The sequence below is a fragment of the Ruegeria sp. AA6 genome (genome assembly GCF_056542865.1).
The window spans coordinates 1-18,854 of the sequence record NZ_JBQGAN010000005.1; the positions used below are offsets into that span (position 1 = coordinate 1).

Genomic DNA, 18,854 nt, shown 5'->3' on the forward strand with positions numbered 1-18,854 from the left:
TGATGGCGCAACGGCTGGAATCGAGTTCCTGGGCGACGAAGGCGCATTGTGACCTGTCTGCTGCGTAGCTGAAATCGGCTGCGCAGCACTGGCTCGCTCTTTGGATAGTGCAGGCCATGTATTCTTCGCGTCTGAGCCAAGGGGTTCTGAAATACTACACGTTCATCGAACTGATGACGAGCGCGGACATGATCGAAGCCCTGAAGCGCGTGCCGGAATTTTCAACTCCGGTTGAATGAAGTTAGGAAGCAAAGGAAAAGTCTATGAAGATCGTATACGGAATTCTCGCAGCCTTATCAGTTGTGTTTTTCACCCTTGGAGGCAGCGATGCCCATGCCAAAGACAACAAGGGTAAAAAGCCGAACAAGGGGGGCAAGGACGGTGATGTCAGTATTCAGATTGAAGACAAACCCGGAAAAGGCCCAAAGACTATCCCACCTGGTCAGATCAAACGCTACACGCGCGGTGCCAAGCTCCCATCTAATCTGGAGTTCGAGGATATTGGGGATCTTTCCAAATGGAAGCTGAAGGAGCCGGGCAAAGGAAACCGCTACATTCAGGTCGATGGCGAAGTCCTCGAAGTTACGAATGACCTGTCTACCGTTGTTGATGCCGTCGGCGTCGTCGGTGATCTTCTCAACTAGATGAAAGTACGATGTTTCACGGCAAGAATTACCTCGCTTGTCCTGACGCTGGCCGGGGCGATCTTTCTGTGAACCCCGGCCCAAGTTGAAAACCCGGACACCGGACCTGGCGATGAAAAAAGCCCTTCTTGTACATTTTGCGCTTACTATCTTTTCAGCAACGCGCGTCCAATAGGTCGATGACGTTCAGACTTTTGGACCAATCCAGACTTCCAAAGAGGCTACAACCAATAGGGCAAGTGTACTTATGGGAAGAACAAAAGCGACTGGCGGGGCTATCTAAGACGAATAGTGAAACGGCCCAACCGACCTGAAAATGGTTCAGAAGGGGCGTTCAGTTAGGTGGGCCGAATATCTGCTTGTCAGAGACTGAAGGGCGAAAGCGGCGATAGGGGAGCGCATGAAGGTTTGGCTAATTAGAATAATTGGGCTTGTCGCAATTCTCGCTGTCACAACTGTCGCCTTTGTTTGGTTGTTGCTTGCTGCTCCGATGTTCTCGGACATGCGGCGCGGCCTTATTGAACAAGTTCTTTCGGAACAAATTGGTCGGCCCCTGTTGGTCAACGATGATGTAAGCGTCGCGCTCGGCCGCGTCAGTCACATTTACGTCGGTGGGGTGGTCATCCCGAGCCAGACAATGCCGGAGTCACCACTTGTAGAACTGAACCTGTTGGAATTGGAGTTGGATATTGTCGCTTTGACCAATGGGCGTCTGCATTTTGACAATCTCGTCGTGGAAGGTCTCCAAGCAAATATTCTTACAGCCGCAGACGGCACAACAAGCTGGCGAAAAGACAGGCCAACGCCCAAGCCCGTGTCCGAAGAACCTGTATCAGCGGATGACCAAAAAGACGTCGCTAGCGCTGATAGTACCAAGGAGAGCGACACAGAAGGCAGCGGAATCCTGAACTTTCTGAGCGACAAGAATGTCAGCTTCACGTCAATCGGGTTAAACATCGACGACAAGGTCTCGGGCTTCTCGTTTGTGTTTGACCTTCAGTCACTCACGCTCGAACAAGTAGATAGTGGACAAAGAACAAAGGTCTCTGGATCCGGCTCCGTCAACGGTCAGGGTTTCGAAATCGAAGGCGACTACCCTCGCGACGCGCCATTTACGACGCGCGCCAGCTTTGGGGAAATGACCGTAAGCTACGATGGCGAGGCGTTCTCGGAAGACGAAGGGGGTGGCTATCGGGCTGTCTTGGAAATGGACACAGGTGAATTCGGTGATTTTCTAGACGTCATCGGGCTGGAACGCGTTCTGGAAGGCAATGGCCAGTTGCAGGCTGAGCTCGTGTCTCAGGACGCTCTGAAGATCGAAGCGTTTACAACCACCGTAAGCCTGGAAGATGGACAGAAACTCGAAGCTGAAGGTTCAATAGATGACATCCACACCGCTCAGGGCGTCGATCTGCTTTTCAACGCGCGACTACATCCGGAAGGACAGCCGCCACCAGCAGCTAAAAGTATCCAGGAATTGAAGTTCACGGGCTTTGACATGCATATGGTCGGATCCCTGGCTTCCTTCGAATTCGAGAAGTTGCTGTTCCAAACCAATGCGTTCGACCAAGGTCTGGACGTAATCGGTCCATCCTCTATCGAAAGCATTCGCCGCATGCCGGACGGCCGGCTCGCCATGCTTGGCATCGCGCTGCAAGCCGGTCCAATTGAAGAGCCTGTCCTGAAAGCCGAAGGTGAAATCCTCGATCTTCTCCAACTCCGGGACGTAACTTTCGATGGTGTGCTCGACGGACCCGCCAAGTTGATTTTGCCCAACCTCGATGAAGGTTATGTTGACCAGTTCGGCGGCATCAAAGCCGATTTCAACATATCCAATGCGGGCGGGCCGGTTTCACTCAACAGGTTTTACGCGACCACTTACGACACCGATCTCTGGGCGCTTGATCTCGCACTATCTGTCAACGAGCTAAAAGGACTGGCCGGTCTCGATTTCGACGTGGAACTGGATGTCGACGACGGTGCCCAGTTTCTGACCGCGCTCAACTTGCAACCTGTCGAAATCGGAGCGTTAGCTATCGATGCTGAAACCTCCAGGCAGGGCGAAGACTTTGATGCCGCAATCCAGTTCAAAGCCGGGTCTTCTGATCTTCTGGCGGCTTTGGATGCGCGGTTTCCCGAAGGTGCATCCGTCGTCCGTGGCAACATTACGAGCGAGACGCTCGATCTCAACGACCTTAAGAACCTGACCGCCGTGCTGGACCAACTGAAAGGCCTGGTAGGCGAGGCATCAAAAGAACCTGAAGCCGAAGTTCAGCCTTTGGTTTTGCCGAAGGAAACAGACGTTCAGCCCCTGGTGTTGCCAAAGGAGAAAGGGAAACCTGCCGATCTTCTGGATCTGCAACGTGTTCTGCGAGAAACTGACGTCGAGGTACAGATAGACTTCAAAGAGATTGTAGGCCAGCAAGGCGTAACATCTGTTTCAAGCCAGTTGTCTGCCAAAGACGGAACCGTGGATTTTGGTCCTCTTCAAATGGCCTATGGCGGCGGAAACTTTAGCCTTCGGGCGGTCATGGATCTGATTGACTCACCCGATTGGCTTTCCTTGTCGGGATCGACCTCGGGATGGGAATTCGGTGAGATCCTTGATGAATTGGGAATTGGTATTGATGCTTATGGCCGTTTGAGCGGAGAGTTCAACGTTTCAGGCAGCATCACCTCGGGTAAGGCCTTCATCAACTCCATGCGCGGCAACGCGTCTTTGTCGATGTCGCAGGGCTATATCAGCACCAGCCTATTGGAACTGGCGGGGCTGGGTATTTTCCCCTGGCTGTTTTCAGAAGAGTTTCGGCAGGGTTACACCGACATAACTTGCGTTGTTGCCCCGGTTGATATCCAGGTCGGCCAAGTCAGTTCAAACTCCATCGTCATTGAAACAGGATCGGTTCAATTGGTTGCAAGGGGGCAAGTGGACTGGCTGAACGACAGCATTGCAATTAGAGCTGAGCCGCGGCGCGTTGGCAAACCCCTATCCCGAAGCGCCTGGCCCTTTGATGTGACTGGCCAGCTTTCGTCGCCAAAGTTCAAGCTGGATGTGGGCGGGTCCAGAAACAAGGCTCCAGAAGGCGCTGATGCAATGCCTGCCGACAGGCAACCTTGTGTGCCAGACATCAATCAATTGCAATAATTGGACGCTACTTAGTTCTTCAGTGGTTCCGGCTGTTCGGCCTGACACGCCAGAACGGCCTCAATGGCTTTTGCAGATCCACTGAGGTCGAGTTCAACCTCGGCGCCACTTTCGCCAATAATCGTGACGCTTTGGCGTTTTCCAAACTCGGTTACAAACGCAGGGTTGTCGAAAAAGGCGTAGCCACCAGGAACTCCATTCTTGAAGATACCCACCGCTTCGCCTTCGAATCTCGCATCACCAAAATCGAACTGTACGGTCCCGGTCGCCCCGTCCTCGATTTGAACCCAGGCCGGATTAAAAGCGGCAAAAAAGCCGCCGGCCTGATTGGGTGCTGCGCCGATTTCAACGGTCATTTCATTTTCAAAGGATTTCCAAGCAAGACAGCCGTTGCCCTTTTCGGGATCAATCAGGATTGTCCAGTCCCCGGATTCGCCCCACCGTTCCATACCAGCGGCATGAAGTAAGCTTGCACAACACAAAGCCAACGTTGTCAGCACATATCTGTACATTTTTGACCCCGGATTAGTCTTGAAGGTTTACCCATCCTACCGATCAAAGAAGATCAATCAAACGATACAGGAAAAGCTTCACCAGGACACAAATTGTCAGAGCGCAACCGTGAAGTCTGCTTCCAGCTCAAAACCGCATACGCTGCTATTGGAAGGATTGCCCACTTTGAGCAGTGCGCTGCACTTTGCAAAGTCCGCTTTCTGCGCAAAGCTGATAATCGTACCTCACGCAGCATTTTGCAGAATGGGCTTTTCCAACACTTTCGCCGCGCGCTGCGCCAACGGCTGCTAAGCAGCCGACATAGACTTCACATGTTTGCCCGAGACCTCTGTCGGGACAACGTTTTGCCGCCCCGCAGATCGCCTGTCATCGCCGGAATTTCCGCAAATTCCGCGCCCTGTTGAAAACGGGGTGGCATCACCCGCACGGGGTGATCGGTGCCCCTATTCAACAAAACCCGCTGTCCGCCGCAACACCCTCAACTCGCCGAAATAATTCGGAAAAGGGATCAACAACAAGTCTTGGTCTTAGATGGCCTTACCTCAGGTCAGCCATGCCCGGACTTACGTGGCCATCTGTGGGTTGGTTCTCTTTAGCTTTGTGAGGGCAAGACAGGCAGGAAGAATTGGAAATGCAGGTGCTTGAGTACACTTTCTACTAGGCGTGAACTTAGGCGATGATTTTGCTGTCTCACTGACCAAAGCGGTGATTGAGTTACTGTTGATTGAAACCGGATGCGTCTTAAATCGAATTGTCTCTCTGGCATCAATTGGCAACCAATCAAGAACGAAAAAGTATCCGACCCGGCATTAAGAACCTTTGAGAATAGTAGGCGACTCTCTTCGGACGTCAGGTCCAGGCCGATTGGGTTCCCACTTGAACGCGTGCAAGTGGATTTGTTCTTCACGACGACCTCACCGACTTCAAGCCACGCGATACGCCTTCAATCCGTCGCGACTGAAGGCTCGGTGACGATGCTTCGAAATCGATGCAATGCTCCTGTCTCGCGCGCCATCAAAAATAACCTGACAATGCCAAAGGGTCTCTGAAGCAATCACAAACCCTCAGCGTTCAATTCTTAAAACAGTACGATGCACGCCCCAATCTCGACACAAAAACCTGCTGTATCGGAAACTAACTGTTTCGAAACTTAGCTTAGTGGCAAACGAGGGGCTCATGAAGACCGAAACCATTTCAGTTGCCTTTGTCTTACCGTGTCTCAACGAGGCCGCAACACTGGAGAAGTGCATTCTGCGCGCGCAAGAAGCTCTGGCTGGGATCAAAGAAAAATTTGGTCTTTCCGGAGAGGTGATCGTTGCTGACAATGGCAGCGATGATGGCAGTCAAGACATCGCCAATCGTGCCGGTGCGCGGGTCGTGCATGTGACAGAACGCGGCTACGGTGCGGCCTTGATCGCCGGGTTTGGCGCGGCGAAATCGCAATACCTGGTGATGGGCGATAGTGATTGCTCTTATGATTTCGTCGAAGCGGTTCCGATGATTGAGGAATTGTTGAAAGGTGCTGATCTGTGCATGGGCAACCGATTTCGCGGTGGTATAAAGCCCGGCGCAATGCCCTGGAAGAACCGGTACATCGGCAATCCGGCGCTTTCTGGTGTTCTACGTGTTCTTTTCAAAACCGATATTGGCGATGCCCATTGTGGCTTACGTGCTTTGACCGCGCCCGCGTTAGAGCGTCTCAACCTGTCCTCATCAGGAATGGAGTTTGCCTCCGAAATGCTTCTGAAATCGGTCCTGCTGGATTACAAGATTGCAGAAGTGCCGGTCACCCTGTCTCCTGATGAACGTGGCCGTCCACCGCATCTGAATCCTTGGCGCGATGGGATGCGGCACCTCATCTACATGTTGTTGCTGAGCCCGAGCTGGCTTTTCATGGGACCGGGCATCGTACTCGGCCTGCTTGGGCTTGTCATAATGACCGCTCTGCTTGTTGCAGGCGGTGAAGAACTAGTGAAGATCGGCGGGTTTTTCTTTGGCAGCCACTGGGCCGTCATGGCCAGTGCTGCAATGATCATCTCAGTGCAGACGATAGTGATGGGTCTTTTTGCAAAGCTTTACAATTACAAAGAGCTTATTCGGCGCCCCAGCAAACGCGCTCTGGTTTTTCTCAACGCGTCGCGTCTGGAATACTGGCTCTTGGCGGGCTTGGTTCTGATCGTGGGCGGCTTGACCTGGATCAGCACCATCACGTTCGGGTGGATCGCGTCGGACTATACGGGCCTCAGTGCGATGCGGTCGATGATCGCAGCCGGAACGATGTGCGTGGTCGGCGCACAGGTGTTCTTTGCCGGTTTCCTGCTATCGGTAGTATCTGGCAACCGCTCCCGACATCTATTTGCTATCAGTGTTTGATCAAAGCAGGCGGGTCACATGATGAAGGGGGCAAACATTGTAGAACGGGCTGACACGAAGCGGCGCCGGATCTGGATGGCGTTGTCCATCACGGTTGGCGCGATTCTTGGGATGATCGCCCTTTTTTTGGGTAGCGGCGCGTCTTTCGCTAATTTTGTAACTTTGTGCGCCCGCATTCCCATTTGGGCCTATGGTGTCATCGCCTTTGTCCAAGCCACAATCGTCATCTTGGCGGCGGTGCGCTGGAGAGTGTTGCTTAAGGCCGTTTCCCAACAGGGCGAAACCATTTCTCTGCAGCATGCGACGGCGGCGACAACATCGGCCGCCATTGCTGGGCAAATCCTGCCGATCCAACTTTGCACCCCGGTCATTCGCGCCTGGTTTGCATCGCGATTTGATATCCCGGTCTTGCGGTCTTTGGGCACATCAGCATTGGAGCAAACATTTCAGCTTCTCGTCCTCGTTAGCGCGGCAGTTTTGAGCTTTTTGTTTCTGGTGCCAACGGCTGGCTGGGTGATTGATGCCATAGCCGCGATGCTCATATTGGCCTCCATGGTTGTCTTCGTTAGAGTTGGCATTCAGTTGGCGTCGAAGCTGCTGGCGAGTATCGCGGATCAGGGGACGTCATTTTTGTCTCAAGCCGCCGCCCGCTTGCGGACAGGCTTCGAAAGAACAGCGCAGCTGCCGGACCGCATCTTGATATCAGTCACCGCGCTGAGCCTTCTTGGATATGCCGTCCTTGCCGCGCTGAATGTCTTGCTGCTCGGCGTCATCGCGGGCGTGGACGTCCTGCCGCTTCTGATTGCCTATCCCTTGGTGTTGTTTCTTATGTCGCTGCCCGTCTTTCCAGGTGGATTGGGGGTAGTGGAAGTGACCTGGGCGGGCGTGCTCGTACGCGAAGGCGTGCCGTTCGATCAAGCGGTCGAAGCCGCTTTGGCCTTGCGGGTGGTCTCGACCTTGGGTTTTTTCTTGGTTGTGCCGCTCTTGCTCTCCGGTCTCCAAATGCAAAAGCGGAGCGCTCCGTGACGCGGCCGTGGCTATCAGTGATCATGCCTATCTTTAACGGTAGAGCGACGCTGGATACCGCGCTGTCATCCATTGCTGGACAATGCGACGGGCTTGAGATTGTCGCCGTGGACCAAGGTTCAACCGATGGCAGCCGCGAGATTCTTCGGGAGGCGCAGAACCGCCTTCCAATCCGAATCATCGACAATCCCGGTGGCAGTTCGTGGACAGAGAACACAAATATCGGCCTGCATGAGGCACGCGCGCCGCTCGTCACAATGCTGCACCAGGACGATATTTGGTTGCCGAAGCGTGCAGCACTTCTGAAAGAGATAAGTACTTGTTTTCAAGACGTCGACATCTGGGTGCATGGTGCCGATCTCATCGACACCCAGGGGAAAATTGTGGGGAAGATGTGCCCGCCTTTTGGGGACGCAAGGTGTATCCTAACTTCCGAAGAAGCGCTTTCGCACCTCATTGTGCAAAACACCTTGGCGCTGCCTGCGGTCATGTTCCGGCGCGATGCTGCTCTGGGCAAGGGCGGCCTTGATGAGGAGCTTTGGTACACGGCAGATTGGGATCTATGGCTGAGCCTCGCGCAGAACGGTCTGGCTTGGGACCCCGAACATGCTTCGGCGTTTCGGATTCATCCAGAATCCCTGACCATGACTGGGTCGCGAGACTTGCAATCCTTCAAACGCCAATTGGAGATACCGCTCGACCGTCATCTGGCGCATCTCCCGGAACGGTTGGCGACACGTGCTCGCAAGCGCGCAGAAGCGGCCAACGCGCTCAACGTTTGTTTGGCAGGCTTGCATCATCGCAGCCTGCGTGGTGTTGGTTCCGCCCTTCGTTCGTTTTTCTTACTTGGACCGTTCGAATGGCGCGATTTTTTCATGACCACCCAGCTTTTGAACAGACTGGTGCCCCGACTGAAATTGGGACTGAAACGAGGAACATGAAATGGGTTCGATTGGAGCAAGTGTACGGCGTGCTTTTGGCCCCTATGAGAGGCAAGTCTCGGAGCTATACCGCCGTGTTTTCATTGACTTGGAGAACCTGACGGACTGTATTCAGGGTTGGGCAGATCCAACAGCTATCTGTGAAATCGGGTGCGGCGAGGGAGCCTTGGCAGAGCGTTTATGCCGGGATTTCCCTCATGCTTCCTATCTGGGCATCGATATTATCCCGCATTTAGGACGTATGTTTGACGGAGACCGTGCAGAATTTCGTCAGATCGACGCTCAGGACCTTGCCGAAGAATGCGCCGGGCAGTTCGACCTGGTTGTAATCAACGATGTTATGCACCACGTTCCGGGTCCAATCCGCACGGACATCCTGGAGGCCGCAAAAAAGCTGTTGATGCCGGGCGGTATTCTCGTGTTCAAGGACTGGCTGAGACGAAAAACGCCAATTCATGCGGCCTGTTACATTGCAGATGTTCACATTGGTGGCGACAAGAACGTGGCCTACATGACCATGGACGAGCAGCGCGAACTGATCACTTCGGTTTTTGGACCAGACGCTATCGCGGCGGAACAATCGATCAAACCTTGGTCACAGAACCACGCCTTCAAAGTCGTGAGATAGGGCACAAGGTATGACTGCGCTCGCTTATACCAAGCCTTCCGCTGTTAGCCAGGAACAAAAGCTGTCGTTGGTGATCTGGGTTTTCGTACTTGCGAAAATCGCCATCATGCTCGTGCTGGCGGTCAACACCCGTTTTGTGATGGACGAGTTTTGGCACTTTACCCAACCGGTCTACCTGTTTGACGGCACGTTTGAGTATATCTGGCCCAAAAAAGCGGTCGGCTACGCCGTTTTTTATGAGCTTTCTCACCTAATCGGCTGGGATGCCACGTCTATGCTGATGACGGGCCGACTGACCACGGCAGGTCTAGCATTGGCGCTGACCTGGTGCATCTACAAATGCGCCCGCGCTTTGGGTCATGAACGTATCACGGCTTTGCTAGCCATAGCGCTCTTGCTGAGCTTCAGCAATTTCATCGAGCGAGGGTTTCGTCTCCGATCCGAACCACTTGCCACGTTGTTTGCGGCGATGGCCGTGCTGGTTATCGTCCGATACGAAACTGACCGCGCCAAAATCCTTCTCATTGCGGGTCTGCTCAGCGGGCTTGCGTTCGTAACAACGCAGAAATCGGTCTATTTCAACTTCGCCCTGGGCGCGGCACTGGTGGTTGATGCAATCTGCATGATGTCCTTCGCCCGTGCAGTCAAACGCGCAGGCCAGCTTATTCTGGGCTGGGCTTTCGCCATAGCGGTCTACGGCGCCCTGCTCGGCGGCTCAGCGATGCCGCAGGTTCTGGAGGTACTCTTCCTGGGACCCGCCGAACTCGCACTCAATGGCGGTAGCTACTATAAAGGGCTTGAGGCATATGTGTGGCAGACGATTTTGCGTAACACGTTGCAATATGGTTTAGTTGTTTTTGGGCTTTTTCTGTCTGCCAAACGTTTCCTCAAACGCGACAGTGCCACACGTATTTTCCTTATCTACAGCGTTTTGCTCACTGCACTTGTTTTCTTTCACGATCAGACGTGGCCATACGTGTTCACCATGGCCTTGCCTTTCCTGGCGATCTACGGTGCCGTGGCGGCGACCGATCTTCTTCGACAGTCGGAAAGATGGTCCTTGATTACGGTTGGCCTCCTGATAGTGATCGCCGTACTGAGCACCGTTCGGAATGTGCAGTATCTGAACCATGATAACAGTGCTCAAATAGCGCTTGTTCGACAGGCAGAAGCGCAGCTTGCGAAAGACGAAACCTATTTCGACGGCATCGGTATGATCCCCAGCCGTCGTATGGAGCCCCGCCTCTGGCTTGATGCCCAAGCCGTCATCAAAACCAACGAAGAAGGGCAGAACTCTACTCTCTACCACGCACTGCTCGGCGCTGAACCTCATCTTGTGATTTCAACCTATCGAACAGACAAATTGGGCGCGGTATTCCAATCCGCACTGGAGGCGAACTACGGCTTTCTAACGCAGTACATCATGCTGCCATTCGAAACCAATCCCGAGCTCTTACCGACAAAATCCGAGCGTGCCCTGCTCTTCAAAGGCATCTATTCAGACTAGAGCTTTCTGTGCACGGACGCATTGGGCGCACCCGGGGCGTATGCCGGAACGACTTGGAGAGTCTATTGGGTATTGCCCATCGCCTAGGTAACGTTAGCGAGCTGGGATGTGTCGCAAACTATGAGGTCCAATTGACGAACATGCGTGATCTGACGATTGTTCGCACCGAATAGTTTTCGATCAGACGAATGATCTCCAGCTTTTCAGATGCAGGGTACCTCATTCGCCGTCGTCCCCATCCGCGATCATGCTTTTTTTGAGCAAGCGCAATTTCCAAGGGATCTGTTGCAAAGTTTCTTACTGAACGAAGGGTTGGTACCGAACCCTCTGCTTATGCTGCCAATTCCGCAAATTGACGAAACGGACAGATTCCGGGCGTAAGCTGACCTTTGCGGATCATGTGCGTCACTTCGATCCCGTCCAGTGTAGCCGCCGCTGAAGCGAAGGCCTTGAACCCCAACATCGGCCGAGTTCGTCTCTTGATGAAGCGATGGTCCTGCTCCACGATGTTGTTCAGATACTTCCGCCTGACCATCTCGATTGGGATCGGGCAACCAAAGCCTTTCAGCATTTTGTTTATGGCTTTGATGCCAGCCGTGTTAGCTCCGCTTTTGTCGATAACTATCTTCCTCGGAAGCCCGTTGACCTCCAGCATCCTGGCGAAGAACTTTGTCGCAGCCGGTTTGTTTCGCTGCGGGGAAAGCATGAAATCAAGCGTCTTGCCGTGCTTGTCGACGGCTCGATGGAGATAGACCCAGTTGCCTTTCACCTTGATGTAAGTCTCGTCCATTCTCCAGGAACGGTCGCACGGTCCCTTTCGCCTGCGCGCAACATCGGCAATTGCACCAGCGTATTTTGTCACCCAACGGTTCAGCGTCGTGTGATCTACCGCAACGCCTCGCTCGGACATGATTTCTTCCAGATCCCGGTATGAAACACCGTATCGAAGGTAGAAGAACACAGCAAAGAGGATCACATCCTTGGGATATTGTGCGCCTTTGAAGGAGATCATGAACTGGCTTTCGACTAGTTGGGACCGAAAGCCATCCACGCGCGAAACCCCAACGCGTCAACAGCTAAATCTTTGCAACAGAGCCCGGCAAACCAGTCGTCCTTAGGATCGATACTGGCAGCATGCATCGAGAGGGACACCCGTTTTATCGTGCAGATAACGTCGTGTGGCTAACAGACTATTTGCGTGCCAAAGCGATTGGGCTCTGAGTAATTCCCTTACAGGGCGGGGATCGTCAGGCTGCTCGCTGGACCATGCATAGAGTGTTCATAAAGCCCACAATGGCTGCCGACCACAGGAGTATAAAACCGAACGTCGCTTCGTTCTTTTTCAAACGCCTCCACATTCCGGGAACGGCGGTTTGCCGTAACCTGATAGAAAGAGTGCTTTATGACGAATACAATCACCACCCTGAGCCCCAAAACAATTTCAATTGCGCTTGCCCAAGCGCGTGAACACTACGTGCGGGAAATGTGTGCTGGCCCGTTTCAGTTCGACCTGTTGTTCCGAAACCTCGTTGCTGTGGGAATCCGACTTTCAAACGAAGCTAACCGTCCCGGTGCATTCCTGGAGTACTACTTGCTCTGCGCCCGAGAGCGGCGTTTGATTCAGCAGCATCCTGATTTCGATGAATTTCGAACCTATGTCCTACAGTTTTGGCGTGCACCAAACGCACCTTTTCATTTCATACGTTGTATCGACGAGGAAGACGTGTGGGATATCGTATACGATGTTTCGACTGAAATGAGTGTCGGAAGGAATGCAGTGATGTATGATCCGGTACTTAACTTGGCACTGCAAGCGGTTGTAATAAGCCTGGCGATTTCTGACGCAGATAGGATTGTTGCCAGTCTAAAGGAAGACTACGTGCGTGTCATATGGGAGGCTAAGTCCGAATTGGACCGCCAGGAAATCGACGCCATTGAACAAGCCATCATGCCGGGCGGGTTATGAACTGGCGGCTCGAGCCAAGTTGATTTGCGTCCCTATCTTGATTCAGGTGAATTCCTCAGCATTCGAATTCACCTGAAGTACTTCGTTGCTAAGGCTCCCGTAAACCAGCAACGCGTGTGCCAGCACCATGCTACTTCTTGGTCGTTAGTCCAAGACCTCGGTTACGCAATACAGGCGCCGCATGTTACCAGACTGAATTTGAACGCTGTATGGCTGGTGGCTCAGGCAATTTAACATAATTTAGCTTATTGGAGAAAACTGCTCACACTGAGCCTGGATAATCTAGCCATACAGGACAGGCAGAGGGGATTGAGAACATGAAACCGCGAATAGATTTTTCGAAACGACTAAATGCTTTCCCAACTTGGCATCTGTCCAATCCTGTCCAACAGAGTATCCAAAGGCAAAGAGGAGGAGCGGCACCCTTTATCTAGGCAAAGCCGTCGTTCAACTGATGAAGTTGAATAATTGCGCAGGGCTCGTACGAAAAGGCATGCAATAAAGAAGAAATGACTTCGCAGTTTGTTTTCTAATGAATGATTACTAAAGTTGATTGCAATCTGACGAAGCTGAATTTGAACTCACAACTGCCCGTAATTTCTCTATAGCATGGTAGCTATGCCGGAAGCGCTCTCAAAGACTGACCTGAAAAAACTGACGCAACAGATACAAAGGGGTGAACGCGTGGCTGCGGAGAGTGTCCCTGTTTTTCTGGAGCATAAATTCCCGGAAAATACTTCTTTTGGGAGGTTCATGTTAAAAGTTGCCGGTTGGATTTCGCTGTTTTTTGCCTCCGTGCTGGTGATCTTTCCTGAAGTCGGCGAGAAATTGATAGAAATCCTTCCTGATTTTTTCTTGCTGCCGGAACGACTGGCGAAAACTCTGGACTATCTATGGGGCCTCGTCGGAAAACCGTTGAAAAACAGAATTTTATGTATCATTTGCCAATCATAATAACCTACGCATGGTTCTGTTGCAAAGTTTTAGGCCGGTCAAATAGATTTGCGATCGCTTCAGGTTCAGATTGCCAACTCTAAGAATTGACGAAACGGACAGCGTCCTGTTGTGAATTGGTCCTTGCAGATCATGTGCGCGACTTCGAGCCCGTCGAGCGTTGCCGCCGCTGAAGCGACAGCTTTGAACCCCAGCATTGGCCGCGCGCCTCTTGATGAAGCGGTGGTCCTGTTCAAGTATTTACGCCTCAGCATCTCGATTGGGATCGGGCAGCCAAAGCTCTTCAGCATTTTGTTAACGGCTTTCAGGCCCGCAGTATCAGCCCCGCTGTTGTCGATCACAATCTTCCTCGGCGACCCATTGGTTTCCAACATTCGAGCAAAAAAACTTCGTGGCAGCCGGTTTGTTTCTGCGCTGGGAAAGCATGAAATCAAGTGTTCTGCCATTCTTATCTACGGCTCGATAGAGATACACCCACGCCCCTTTCATTCGGATGCAAATCTCATCCATTCTCCAGGAGCGGCCACATGGGCTTTTTTGGTGGCGTGCTGTTTCTGCCATCGCACCGAAATACCGCATGCCCCATCGGATCAACGTCGTGTGATCGACCGATACGCCTCGCGCTGCCATGATCTCTTCGAGATCGCGGTAGGAGACACCATAGCGAAAATAGAGGAACACAGCGAATAGGATAACGTCCTTCGGATAATGCGCACCTATGAAAGAGATCATAGTCCGACTTTCGACTTGAAAATACCGATAGTCATTCACCCTATGGTGACGCGCGCGTCAACGGTCAAAAATTTGCAACAGATCCCTCGAAAGTTGCCGCTTAACAAAAGACCGCCCTCGCTTGGTGCGAAGGCGGCTAGAAGTGGCAAAGGAGAAAGCCACGGGGAGGTGAGATGAACCCTGATCAGTTCAACGCAAAACCGTCGATCAAAGGATCTTCGGGGTCAAAGACGAGTTCGGAAAATCCGGTCAGGTAGGGGCGGCAGCTAATTTGCGGAATAATTCCAGAGAAGCTTCCGATCATTACGGTGTCTTTGATAACGGCGTCAAACACAGTGCGGATTGAACTTTGATGGCGGAACAATTGGCCTTCGGCCAGCTTCCCTTTTGCGTGCAGCACGGACATGCGCGCACAGGTGCCTGTACCGCAAGGTGAACGATCGGCTTGTGCGTCACCTTGGATCACAATGTTGCGGGCATCCGCATTGCTGTCCGCAGGCGGCGCAGTGATCATGGCAATGTCGATTTCGTCTATGTGCGCCAGTTCCGGGTGCTGAACAGAGATCTGTTGGTTTGCAGCTGCACGGAGCGCGACACCTGCCTTGATAAGATCGGTCGTATGTTCTGGGTCAATCGAGTCGAACCCCAGATCAACAGCCTCTGCGATGACGAAAAAGTTTCCTCCGTACCCGATGTCGCAGCGGATCTTTCCAAAATCGGGGACGTCGACATATTGGTCCAGGGCGAACGCGAAGGAAGGCACATCAATCAGCGACACATCCACGACCCGACCGTCATCATTGGTTTGAACACTACCCTCGACTATGCCCGCGGGTGTATCAATCCTGACCTTGGTCATGTTGCCTTTTGTCGGCACGCGACCGGTCTCGACCATCATGGCGCATATTCCCAGCGAAGCGTGACCGCACATGTTATAAAAGCGCCCGCCATCCATATAGACAGCACCAATATGCGCCGTTGGATCGATCGGTTCCATCAACACGCAACCAAACATATCGCGATGTCCGCGCGGTTCGTGCATCGCCGCACGGCGCAGCCAATCAAAATCAGTCTCAAGCGCTTTCTTCCGTTCCGCCATTGTGGAACCCGGTATACGCTCGAACCCTGAGATGACCATGCGCGTCGGTTCGCCTGCGGTGTGGGAATCGATGATGCTGAGCCGCCGTACAAAATGCATTCGCTATTGACCCTCAAAAGTCATCCAAGTGAATTGGTGGACACTTGGATGTTGATTTTGTTTCAGGACAGGTACCAGCTTCCGAGGATTACGCTAAACGACCAATCGTATTCTCAGCAAAACTATAAGTTTTAGTGGAGTGCGTTAGCCCTTCGCAATCGGGAATTGGATTTCGTCGGTTGTGACCTGGCCAGAGGGATTTGTGTAAGCGATACCTGAACGGATCTGTTGCCAACTTTTGCCATTGATGCTCAAGAACGCAGACAGTGAATAGCGGCCAGTGTAATCATTTCACCTAATTCACATAGCGCGCAAAAGTACTCCTTTTTGCGCGCTACATCACGACTCGCAGTCCACTCATCTTGAAGCCGACAAACTACTACCTGGGTTCGGCTTCAGTCTTTGAAAAGGCTACGTCTCAATTTGTGACCTGTATGTCTATTGTAGGTCAGGTCATGGTTCGGCGCTCACCCAAGTATACAGCGAGTTGCTCTACAACATCCTGAGCAACCTTTTCCGAAAAATTTTGGCCCCGTACACGCACACGCAATTCTCCTGCAGATACTTCAGCCAATATTTCCCCTCCTTCCGCAAGAGCGAGAGGCGCCAAACGCTGTACCTGTTGAGGGCGTCCTCCCCTCGCCTTGTCTTTCTCAGGTGCGGGCGTTTCTTTCAGGGCGGCTTCCAAGATCGACCACTCCGATTTGGGGTCCAGCTCTCCTACCCCTGCTAATGCTTGGCGCAACTTGGGCTGAGCTCCGTCTCGAAGAGCAGCGGCCAATTTCAGCCCGGACTTTTCGGACAATGCAACGGGGTGCTGCAAGAGGTCACCCAACGATTCATGGACCATGGCAAAACTACGAACCTTTGATCTTTTGGCCTTTGAAGCTGCTGCAAATAGCACATCAACCGCTGCTTCGGGGGATGGAAAAACCCCCTGCCCTGCAGCCAGAACCGCGATCCGGCCTCGCTCATACGGGCTGAGATTGGCTCTTAGCTCGTTTTCCTCGACCATAGATACATAAGCGCCCTGCCCCGAACCTGCGTCTCGGACAAAAGCAGGGATTTTACCAAAGCGCGAATCCGTTTCCGCGAGATGCAGAAATGCTTTCAGTCGCCTAAAGCCCGAGATCAATCCAAAGCCATCACCGTCGCGTGTTACCTCGATCGGTGTACGCAAACCGTGTACACGCAGGGATTCCAGTAGTTCGGCCATCGCTTCTTCGTCCTCGACCATGCGGTCACGGCGAATGAAATCGACGTCAATCTGATCAAGTGGCAGCATCTCTGCGACCAAGCCGGCGCCCTGAGCATCCCGCCATTTGGTTGCGTCACCCTGATCCTGTGCCAAGGCAACGCGATCCGTTACGGCAGTCAGACTGTTCAAAGCTGCCGCTTCCGCTGCCACCTGAGCGATTGGAGGCGTTGAAGATTTAGATTCAAAAGGACTGATCGAGGGTTTCGCGGCGAAACCGGCTTCGAGTTGCTCAAGCTCGGCAGTATCCGGTGCGCTCAGTCTTCTGCGTTTAGCCATTATTCTCTCCTCCCATCTGAGCGTCGCGCCACCAGCAACCAATCAGAACCTGTTTGAATTCAGCATAGGTGCGATCAAAAGTTTCCCGACCGCGGACATATGTATCCCGGTTAAAATCCCTGTAGTCCGCTTCATAAATCCCGTTGACCTGTTCACCCGCTTGACCGACCAAAGCAGTGTAGTCCTGCCGGTACGCGTTCATGAAATCGCCAAAATACGCCTGAATGACGTTCGCCATGTCTGTTTGTTGGCTGGCATCAAACCGGGTTATGATCGCCCTCACCACATCCCACTCAAACTTGAGTTCTGGCAAACCGGCTGCTCGTTGTGCTGCGTTCTCCCCATCTTCAATGCTGGCGAAGGTGGTATAGAGCATGTCGAAGAACCGACCGGTCGAGTCGAACTCTAGAAAAGATGCACCAAGTGGAACCAAGAGAATATCAGCTGCGGCCAGCGCGTTGATTGTTAGGTACCCAAGTGCAGGAGGCGTATCCAGAAAAACAATGTCGTAGTCATTCAGCACACCTTCGTCATGAAGGAAGTTGGTCAGACCGTCCCAAAGCGGCCAACTGCGCAGCCCCATGCGCCAAACCGGAATTTGGAATTCTGCCCAATACAAGTTCAGTTGCGCGCCGATCAGATCGATGTTGGGCCAGTGCGTTTTTTGAATCACGTCACGAGGCAGGGTGTTGAGCGCTTCCTGCAGCGTCTCATCCAAAGGAATCTCAGTTTGCCCGGCGGCTGTTCGAACCCTGTTTTCTTCCTGCACCGCACGGGCATAGTCTTTGGCTATCAATGGAAAGACAGTTTGCCATTCATCGGCAACATTTCCGCCGAGAATTGAGGTCATTGACCCCTGGCTGTCTAAGTCTATGACCAGAACTTTATATCCGTCCAAAGCCGCTGACATTGCCAAATGCGCAGCAGTCGAAGTTTTACCTACACCACCCTTGAAGTTGGCTACGGCGACCACCTTCGCAGGAAGGCCCTCGGGCCGATAAGGCAAGTATTCTTTCGTACTTACGCCTTCTGCGGCGAAATGCTGACGAAGCGTAAGCACTTCCTCCAGTGTAAACCACTTGGAGCCAGCTTCTCCTTCACCTTGCGGGAGGTCGGGGTTTGCCTTGAGTACACGACGCAAATGCGCTGGAGCGACTGGGATCAGATACTTTGTTATCTCCCAGATTGAGAAACGTCGAAGTCTTTTTTCTCCGTCTGGGGCATACCCTCGACGCGCAAGGTCCTCACGCCCTTTCGCACAGAATGTAGCTGCTTTAGCGAATCGTGATGTACCGATAGGATTAGGTAACTTCTGGGCCGCAAGTTCCGGATCTAGATTCAGATACGGAGGTAGCGGAGGTTGGTTAGATTTGTTCACTGTCGATGCCTCAGATAATGTTCGCCTTAGCGACGTATATTACCCAACATAGCGAACATTTATTCTCGAGGCTATCCTTTGAATGCGTGATTCCTGATGAAAGGTTGCTGGAAGTATGGTTTCGTCGCGAAACTAGGTCAAAAATAAGAAAACACGCAGGACAAAAGTTTATTTTATTTAGAGAGTTTAGAATCTTTGGATTGAATAACTTATTTTAAAACAATGCTTTACAATGAAGTTGGTGCCTGTTTACGGGGTTAAGGGGACCCATTTCCGGGATCAAAGGTGCCCGTAAGCGGGATGAAAGGTTCTCTT

The 18,854-nt window shown here is 52.6% G+C and carries 15 protein-coding genes and 1 pseudogene; 10 read left to right on the forward strand and 6 right to left on the reverse strand.

The genetic code is table 11. The annotated features are described in order from the left end of the window. The first annotated feature begins 116 nt into the window (after positions 1-116). The 3 genes from ACR0LN_RS08655 to ACR0LN_RS08665 all read left to right on the forward strand — a co-directional run bounded on the left by ACR0LN_RS08655 (position 117) and on the right by ACR0LN_RS08665 (position 3,789). On the forward strand, positions 117-239 hold the full coding sequence (locus tag ACR0LN_RS08655; protein WP_010437819.1) for a hypothetical protein: 123 nt from the start codon (positions 117-119) through the stop codon (positions 237-239). A 24-nt stretch (positions 240-263) separates the two neighbouring features. After that, positions 264-644 (forward strand): hypothetical protein, encoded by a 381-nt coding sequence (locus ACR0LN_RS08660; RefSeq protein WP_480429074.1) that lies wholly within the window; start codon positions 264-266, stop codon positions 642-644. A gap of 400 nt (positions 645-1,044) precedes the next feature. Beyond that, the gene (locus ACR0LN_RS08665; RefSeq protein ID WP_480429075.1) at positions 1,045-3,789 is read left to right on the forward strand and encodes an AsmA family protein; all 2,745 of its coding nucleotides are present in this window, start codon (positions 1,045-1,047) and stop codon (positions 3,787-3,789) included. 11 nt (positions 3,790-3,800) lie between these two features. Here the strand turns inward: ACR0LN_RS08665 and ACR0LN_RS08670 are convergent, their stop codons facing one another. Then, positions 3,801-4,301, reverse strand: coding sequence for a hypothetical protein (locus tag ACR0LN_RS08670; protein ID WP_480429076.1), 501 nt, complete (start codon positions 4,299-4,301; stop codon positions 3,801-3,803). Between the two features lie 1,177 nt (positions 4,302-5,478). Between ACR0LN_RS08670 and ACR0LN_RS08675 the strand changes: the two genes are divergently transcribed. The 5 genes from ACR0LN_RS08675 (at position 5,479) to ACR0LN_RS08695 (ending at position 10,777) form a co-directional block, all read left to right on the forward strand. Beyond that, entirely contained in the window at positions 5,479-6,675 is a 1,197-nt protein-coding gene (locus tag ACR0LN_RS08675) for a glycosyltransferase family 2 protein (RefSeq protein ID WP_480429078.1), read from the forward strand. Positions 6,676-6,750: 75 nt separating this feature from the next. Further along, entirely contained in the window at positions 6,751-7,701 is a 951-nt protein-coding gene (locus ACR0LN_RS08680) for a flippase-like domain-containing protein (RefSeq protein ID WP_480429386.1), read from the forward strand. Next, a complete protein-coding gene (locus tag ACR0LN_RS08685) occupies positions 7,698-8,642 on the forward strand; it encodes a glycosyltransferase family 2 protein (protein ID WP_480429079.1) in 945 nt (314 codons plus the stop codon). Before ACR0LN_RS08680 ends, ACR0LN_RS08685 begins: the two co-directional genes overlap by 4 nt. Before the next feature lies 1 nt (position 8,643). Next, the gene (locus tag ACR0LN_RS08690) at positions 8,644-9,270 is read left to right on the forward strand and encodes a class I SAM-dependent methyltransferase (protein ID WP_480429080.1); all 627 of its coding nucleotides are present in this window, start codon (positions 8,644-8,646) and stop codon (positions 9,268-9,270) included. A 10-nt stretch (positions 9,271-9,280) separates the two neighbouring features. Beyond that, complete coding sequence (locus tag ACR0LN_RS08695) at positions 9,281-10,777, forward strand: DUF7056 domain-containing protein (RefSeq protein ID WP_480429081.1); 1,497 nt, start codon at positions 9,281-9,283, stop codon at positions 10,775-10,777. A gap of 331 nt (positions 10,778-11,108) precedes the next feature. On the opposite strand, the gene ACR0LN_RS08700 is transcribed toward ACR0LN_RS08695, so the two are convergent. Next, the gene (locus ACR0LN_RS08700) at positions 11,109-11,789 is read right to left on the reverse strand and encodes an IS6 family transposase (protein WP_480429082.1); all 681 of its coding nucleotides are present in this window, start codon (positions 11,787-11,789) and stop codon (positions 11,109-11,111) included. A 390-nt stretch (positions 11,790-12,179) separates the two neighbouring features. On the opposite strand from ACR0LN_RS08700, the gene ACR0LN_RS08705 reads away from it, so the two are divergent. Both ACR0LN_RS08705 and ACR0LN_RS08710 read left to right on the forward strand, forming a co-directional pair. After that, positions 12,180-12,743 (forward strand): hypothetical protein, encoded by a 564-nt coding sequence (locus ACR0LN_RS08705; protein WP_480429083.1) that lies wholly within the window; start codon positions 12,180-12,182, stop codon positions 12,741-12,743. Positions 12,744-13,361: 618 nt separating this feature from the next. Continuing rightward, positions 13,362-13,697, forward strand: coding sequence for a hypothetical protein (locus ACR0LN_RS08710; RefSeq protein ID WP_480429084.1), 336 nt, complete (start codon positions 13,362-13,364; stop codon positions 13,695-13,697). 65 nt (positions 13,698-13,762) lie between these two features. On the opposite strand, the pseudogene ACR0LN_RS08715 reads toward ACR0LN_RS08710, so the two are convergent. The 4 genes and pseudogenes from ACR0LN_RS08715 to ACR0LN_RS08730 form a co-directional block, all read right to left on the reverse strand. Next, positions 13,763-14,429 (reverse strand): annotated as a pseudogene (locus ACR0LN_RS08715) (IS6 family transposase). Positions 14,430-14,613: 184 nt separating this feature from the next. Beyond that, complete coding sequence (locus ACR0LN_RS08720; RefSeq protein WP_480429085.1) at positions 14,614-15,627, reverse strand: proline racemase family protein; 1,014 nt, start codon at positions 15,625-15,627, stop codon at positions 14,614-14,616. Positions 15,628-16,075: 448 nt separating this feature from the next. After that, complete coding sequence (locus ACR0LN_RS08725; RefSeq protein WP_480429086.1) at positions 16,076-17,161, reverse strand: ParB/RepB/Spo0J family partition protein; 1,086 nt, start codon at positions 17,159-17,161, stop codon at positions 16,076-16,078. Continuing rightward, complete coding sequence (locus tag ACR0LN_RS08730) at positions 17,154-18,539, reverse strand: AAA family ATPase (protein ID WP_480429087.1); 1,386 nt, start codon at positions 18,537-18,539, stop codon at positions 17,154-17,156. The genes ACR0LN_RS08725 and ACR0LN_RS08730 overlap by 8 nt, the downstream gene beginning before the upstream one ends. Positions 18,540-18,854: the final 315 nt, after the last annotated feature.

Coding starts and splice junctions, on each gene's coding strand:
- ACR0LN_RS08655 (WP_010437819.1), top strand. CDS start 117: ATGTATTCTTCGCGTCTGAGCCAAGGGGTTCTGAAATACTACACGTTC.
- ACR0LN_RS08660 (WP_480429074.1), top strand. CDS start 264: ATGAAGATCGTATACGGAATTCTCGCAGCCTTATCAGTTGTGTTTTTC.
- ACR0LN_RS08665 (WP_480429075.1), top strand. CDS start 1,045: ATGAAGGTTTGGCTAATTAGAATAATTGGGCTTGTCGCAATTCTCGCT.
- ACR0LN_RS08670 (WP_480429076.1), bottom strand. CDS start 4,301: ATGTACAGATATGTGCTGACAACGTTGGCTTTGTGTTGTGCAAGCTTA.
- ACR0LN_RS08675 (WP_480429078.1), top strand. CDS start 5,479: ATGAAGACCGAAACCATTTCAGTTGCCTTTGTCTTACCGTGTCTCAAC.
- ACR0LN_RS08680 (WP_480429386.1), top strand. CDS start 6,751: ATGGCGTTGTCCATCACGGTTGGCGCGATTCTTGGGATGATCGCCCTT.
- ACR0LN_RS08690 (WP_480429080.1), top strand. CDS start 8,644: ATGGGTTCGATTGGAGCAAGTGTACGGCGTGCTTTTGGCCCCTATGAG.
- ACR0LN_RS08695 (WP_480429081.1), top strand. CDS start 9,281: ATGACTGCGCTCGCTTATACCAAGCCTTCCGCTGTTAGCCAGGAACAA.
- ACR0LN_RS08700 (WP_480429082.1), bottom strand. CDS start 11,789: ATGATCTCCTTCAAAGGCGCACAATATCCCAAGGATGTGATCCTCTTT.
- ACR0LN_RS08705 (WP_480429083.1), top strand. CDS start 12,180: ATGACGAATACAATCACCACCCTGAGCCCCAAAACAATTTCAATTGCG.
- ACR0LN_RS08710 (WP_480429084.1), top strand. CDS start 13,362: ATGCCGGAAGCGCTCTCAAAGACTGACCTGAAAAAACTGACGCAACAG.
- ACR0LN_RS08720 (WP_480429085.1), bottom strand. CDS start 15,627: ATGCATTTTGTACGGCGGCTCAGCATCATCGATTCCCACACCGCAGGC.
- ACR0LN_RS08725 (WP_480429086.1), bottom strand. CDS start 17,161: ATGGCTAAACGCAGAAGACTGAGCGCACCGGATACTGCCGAGCTTGAG.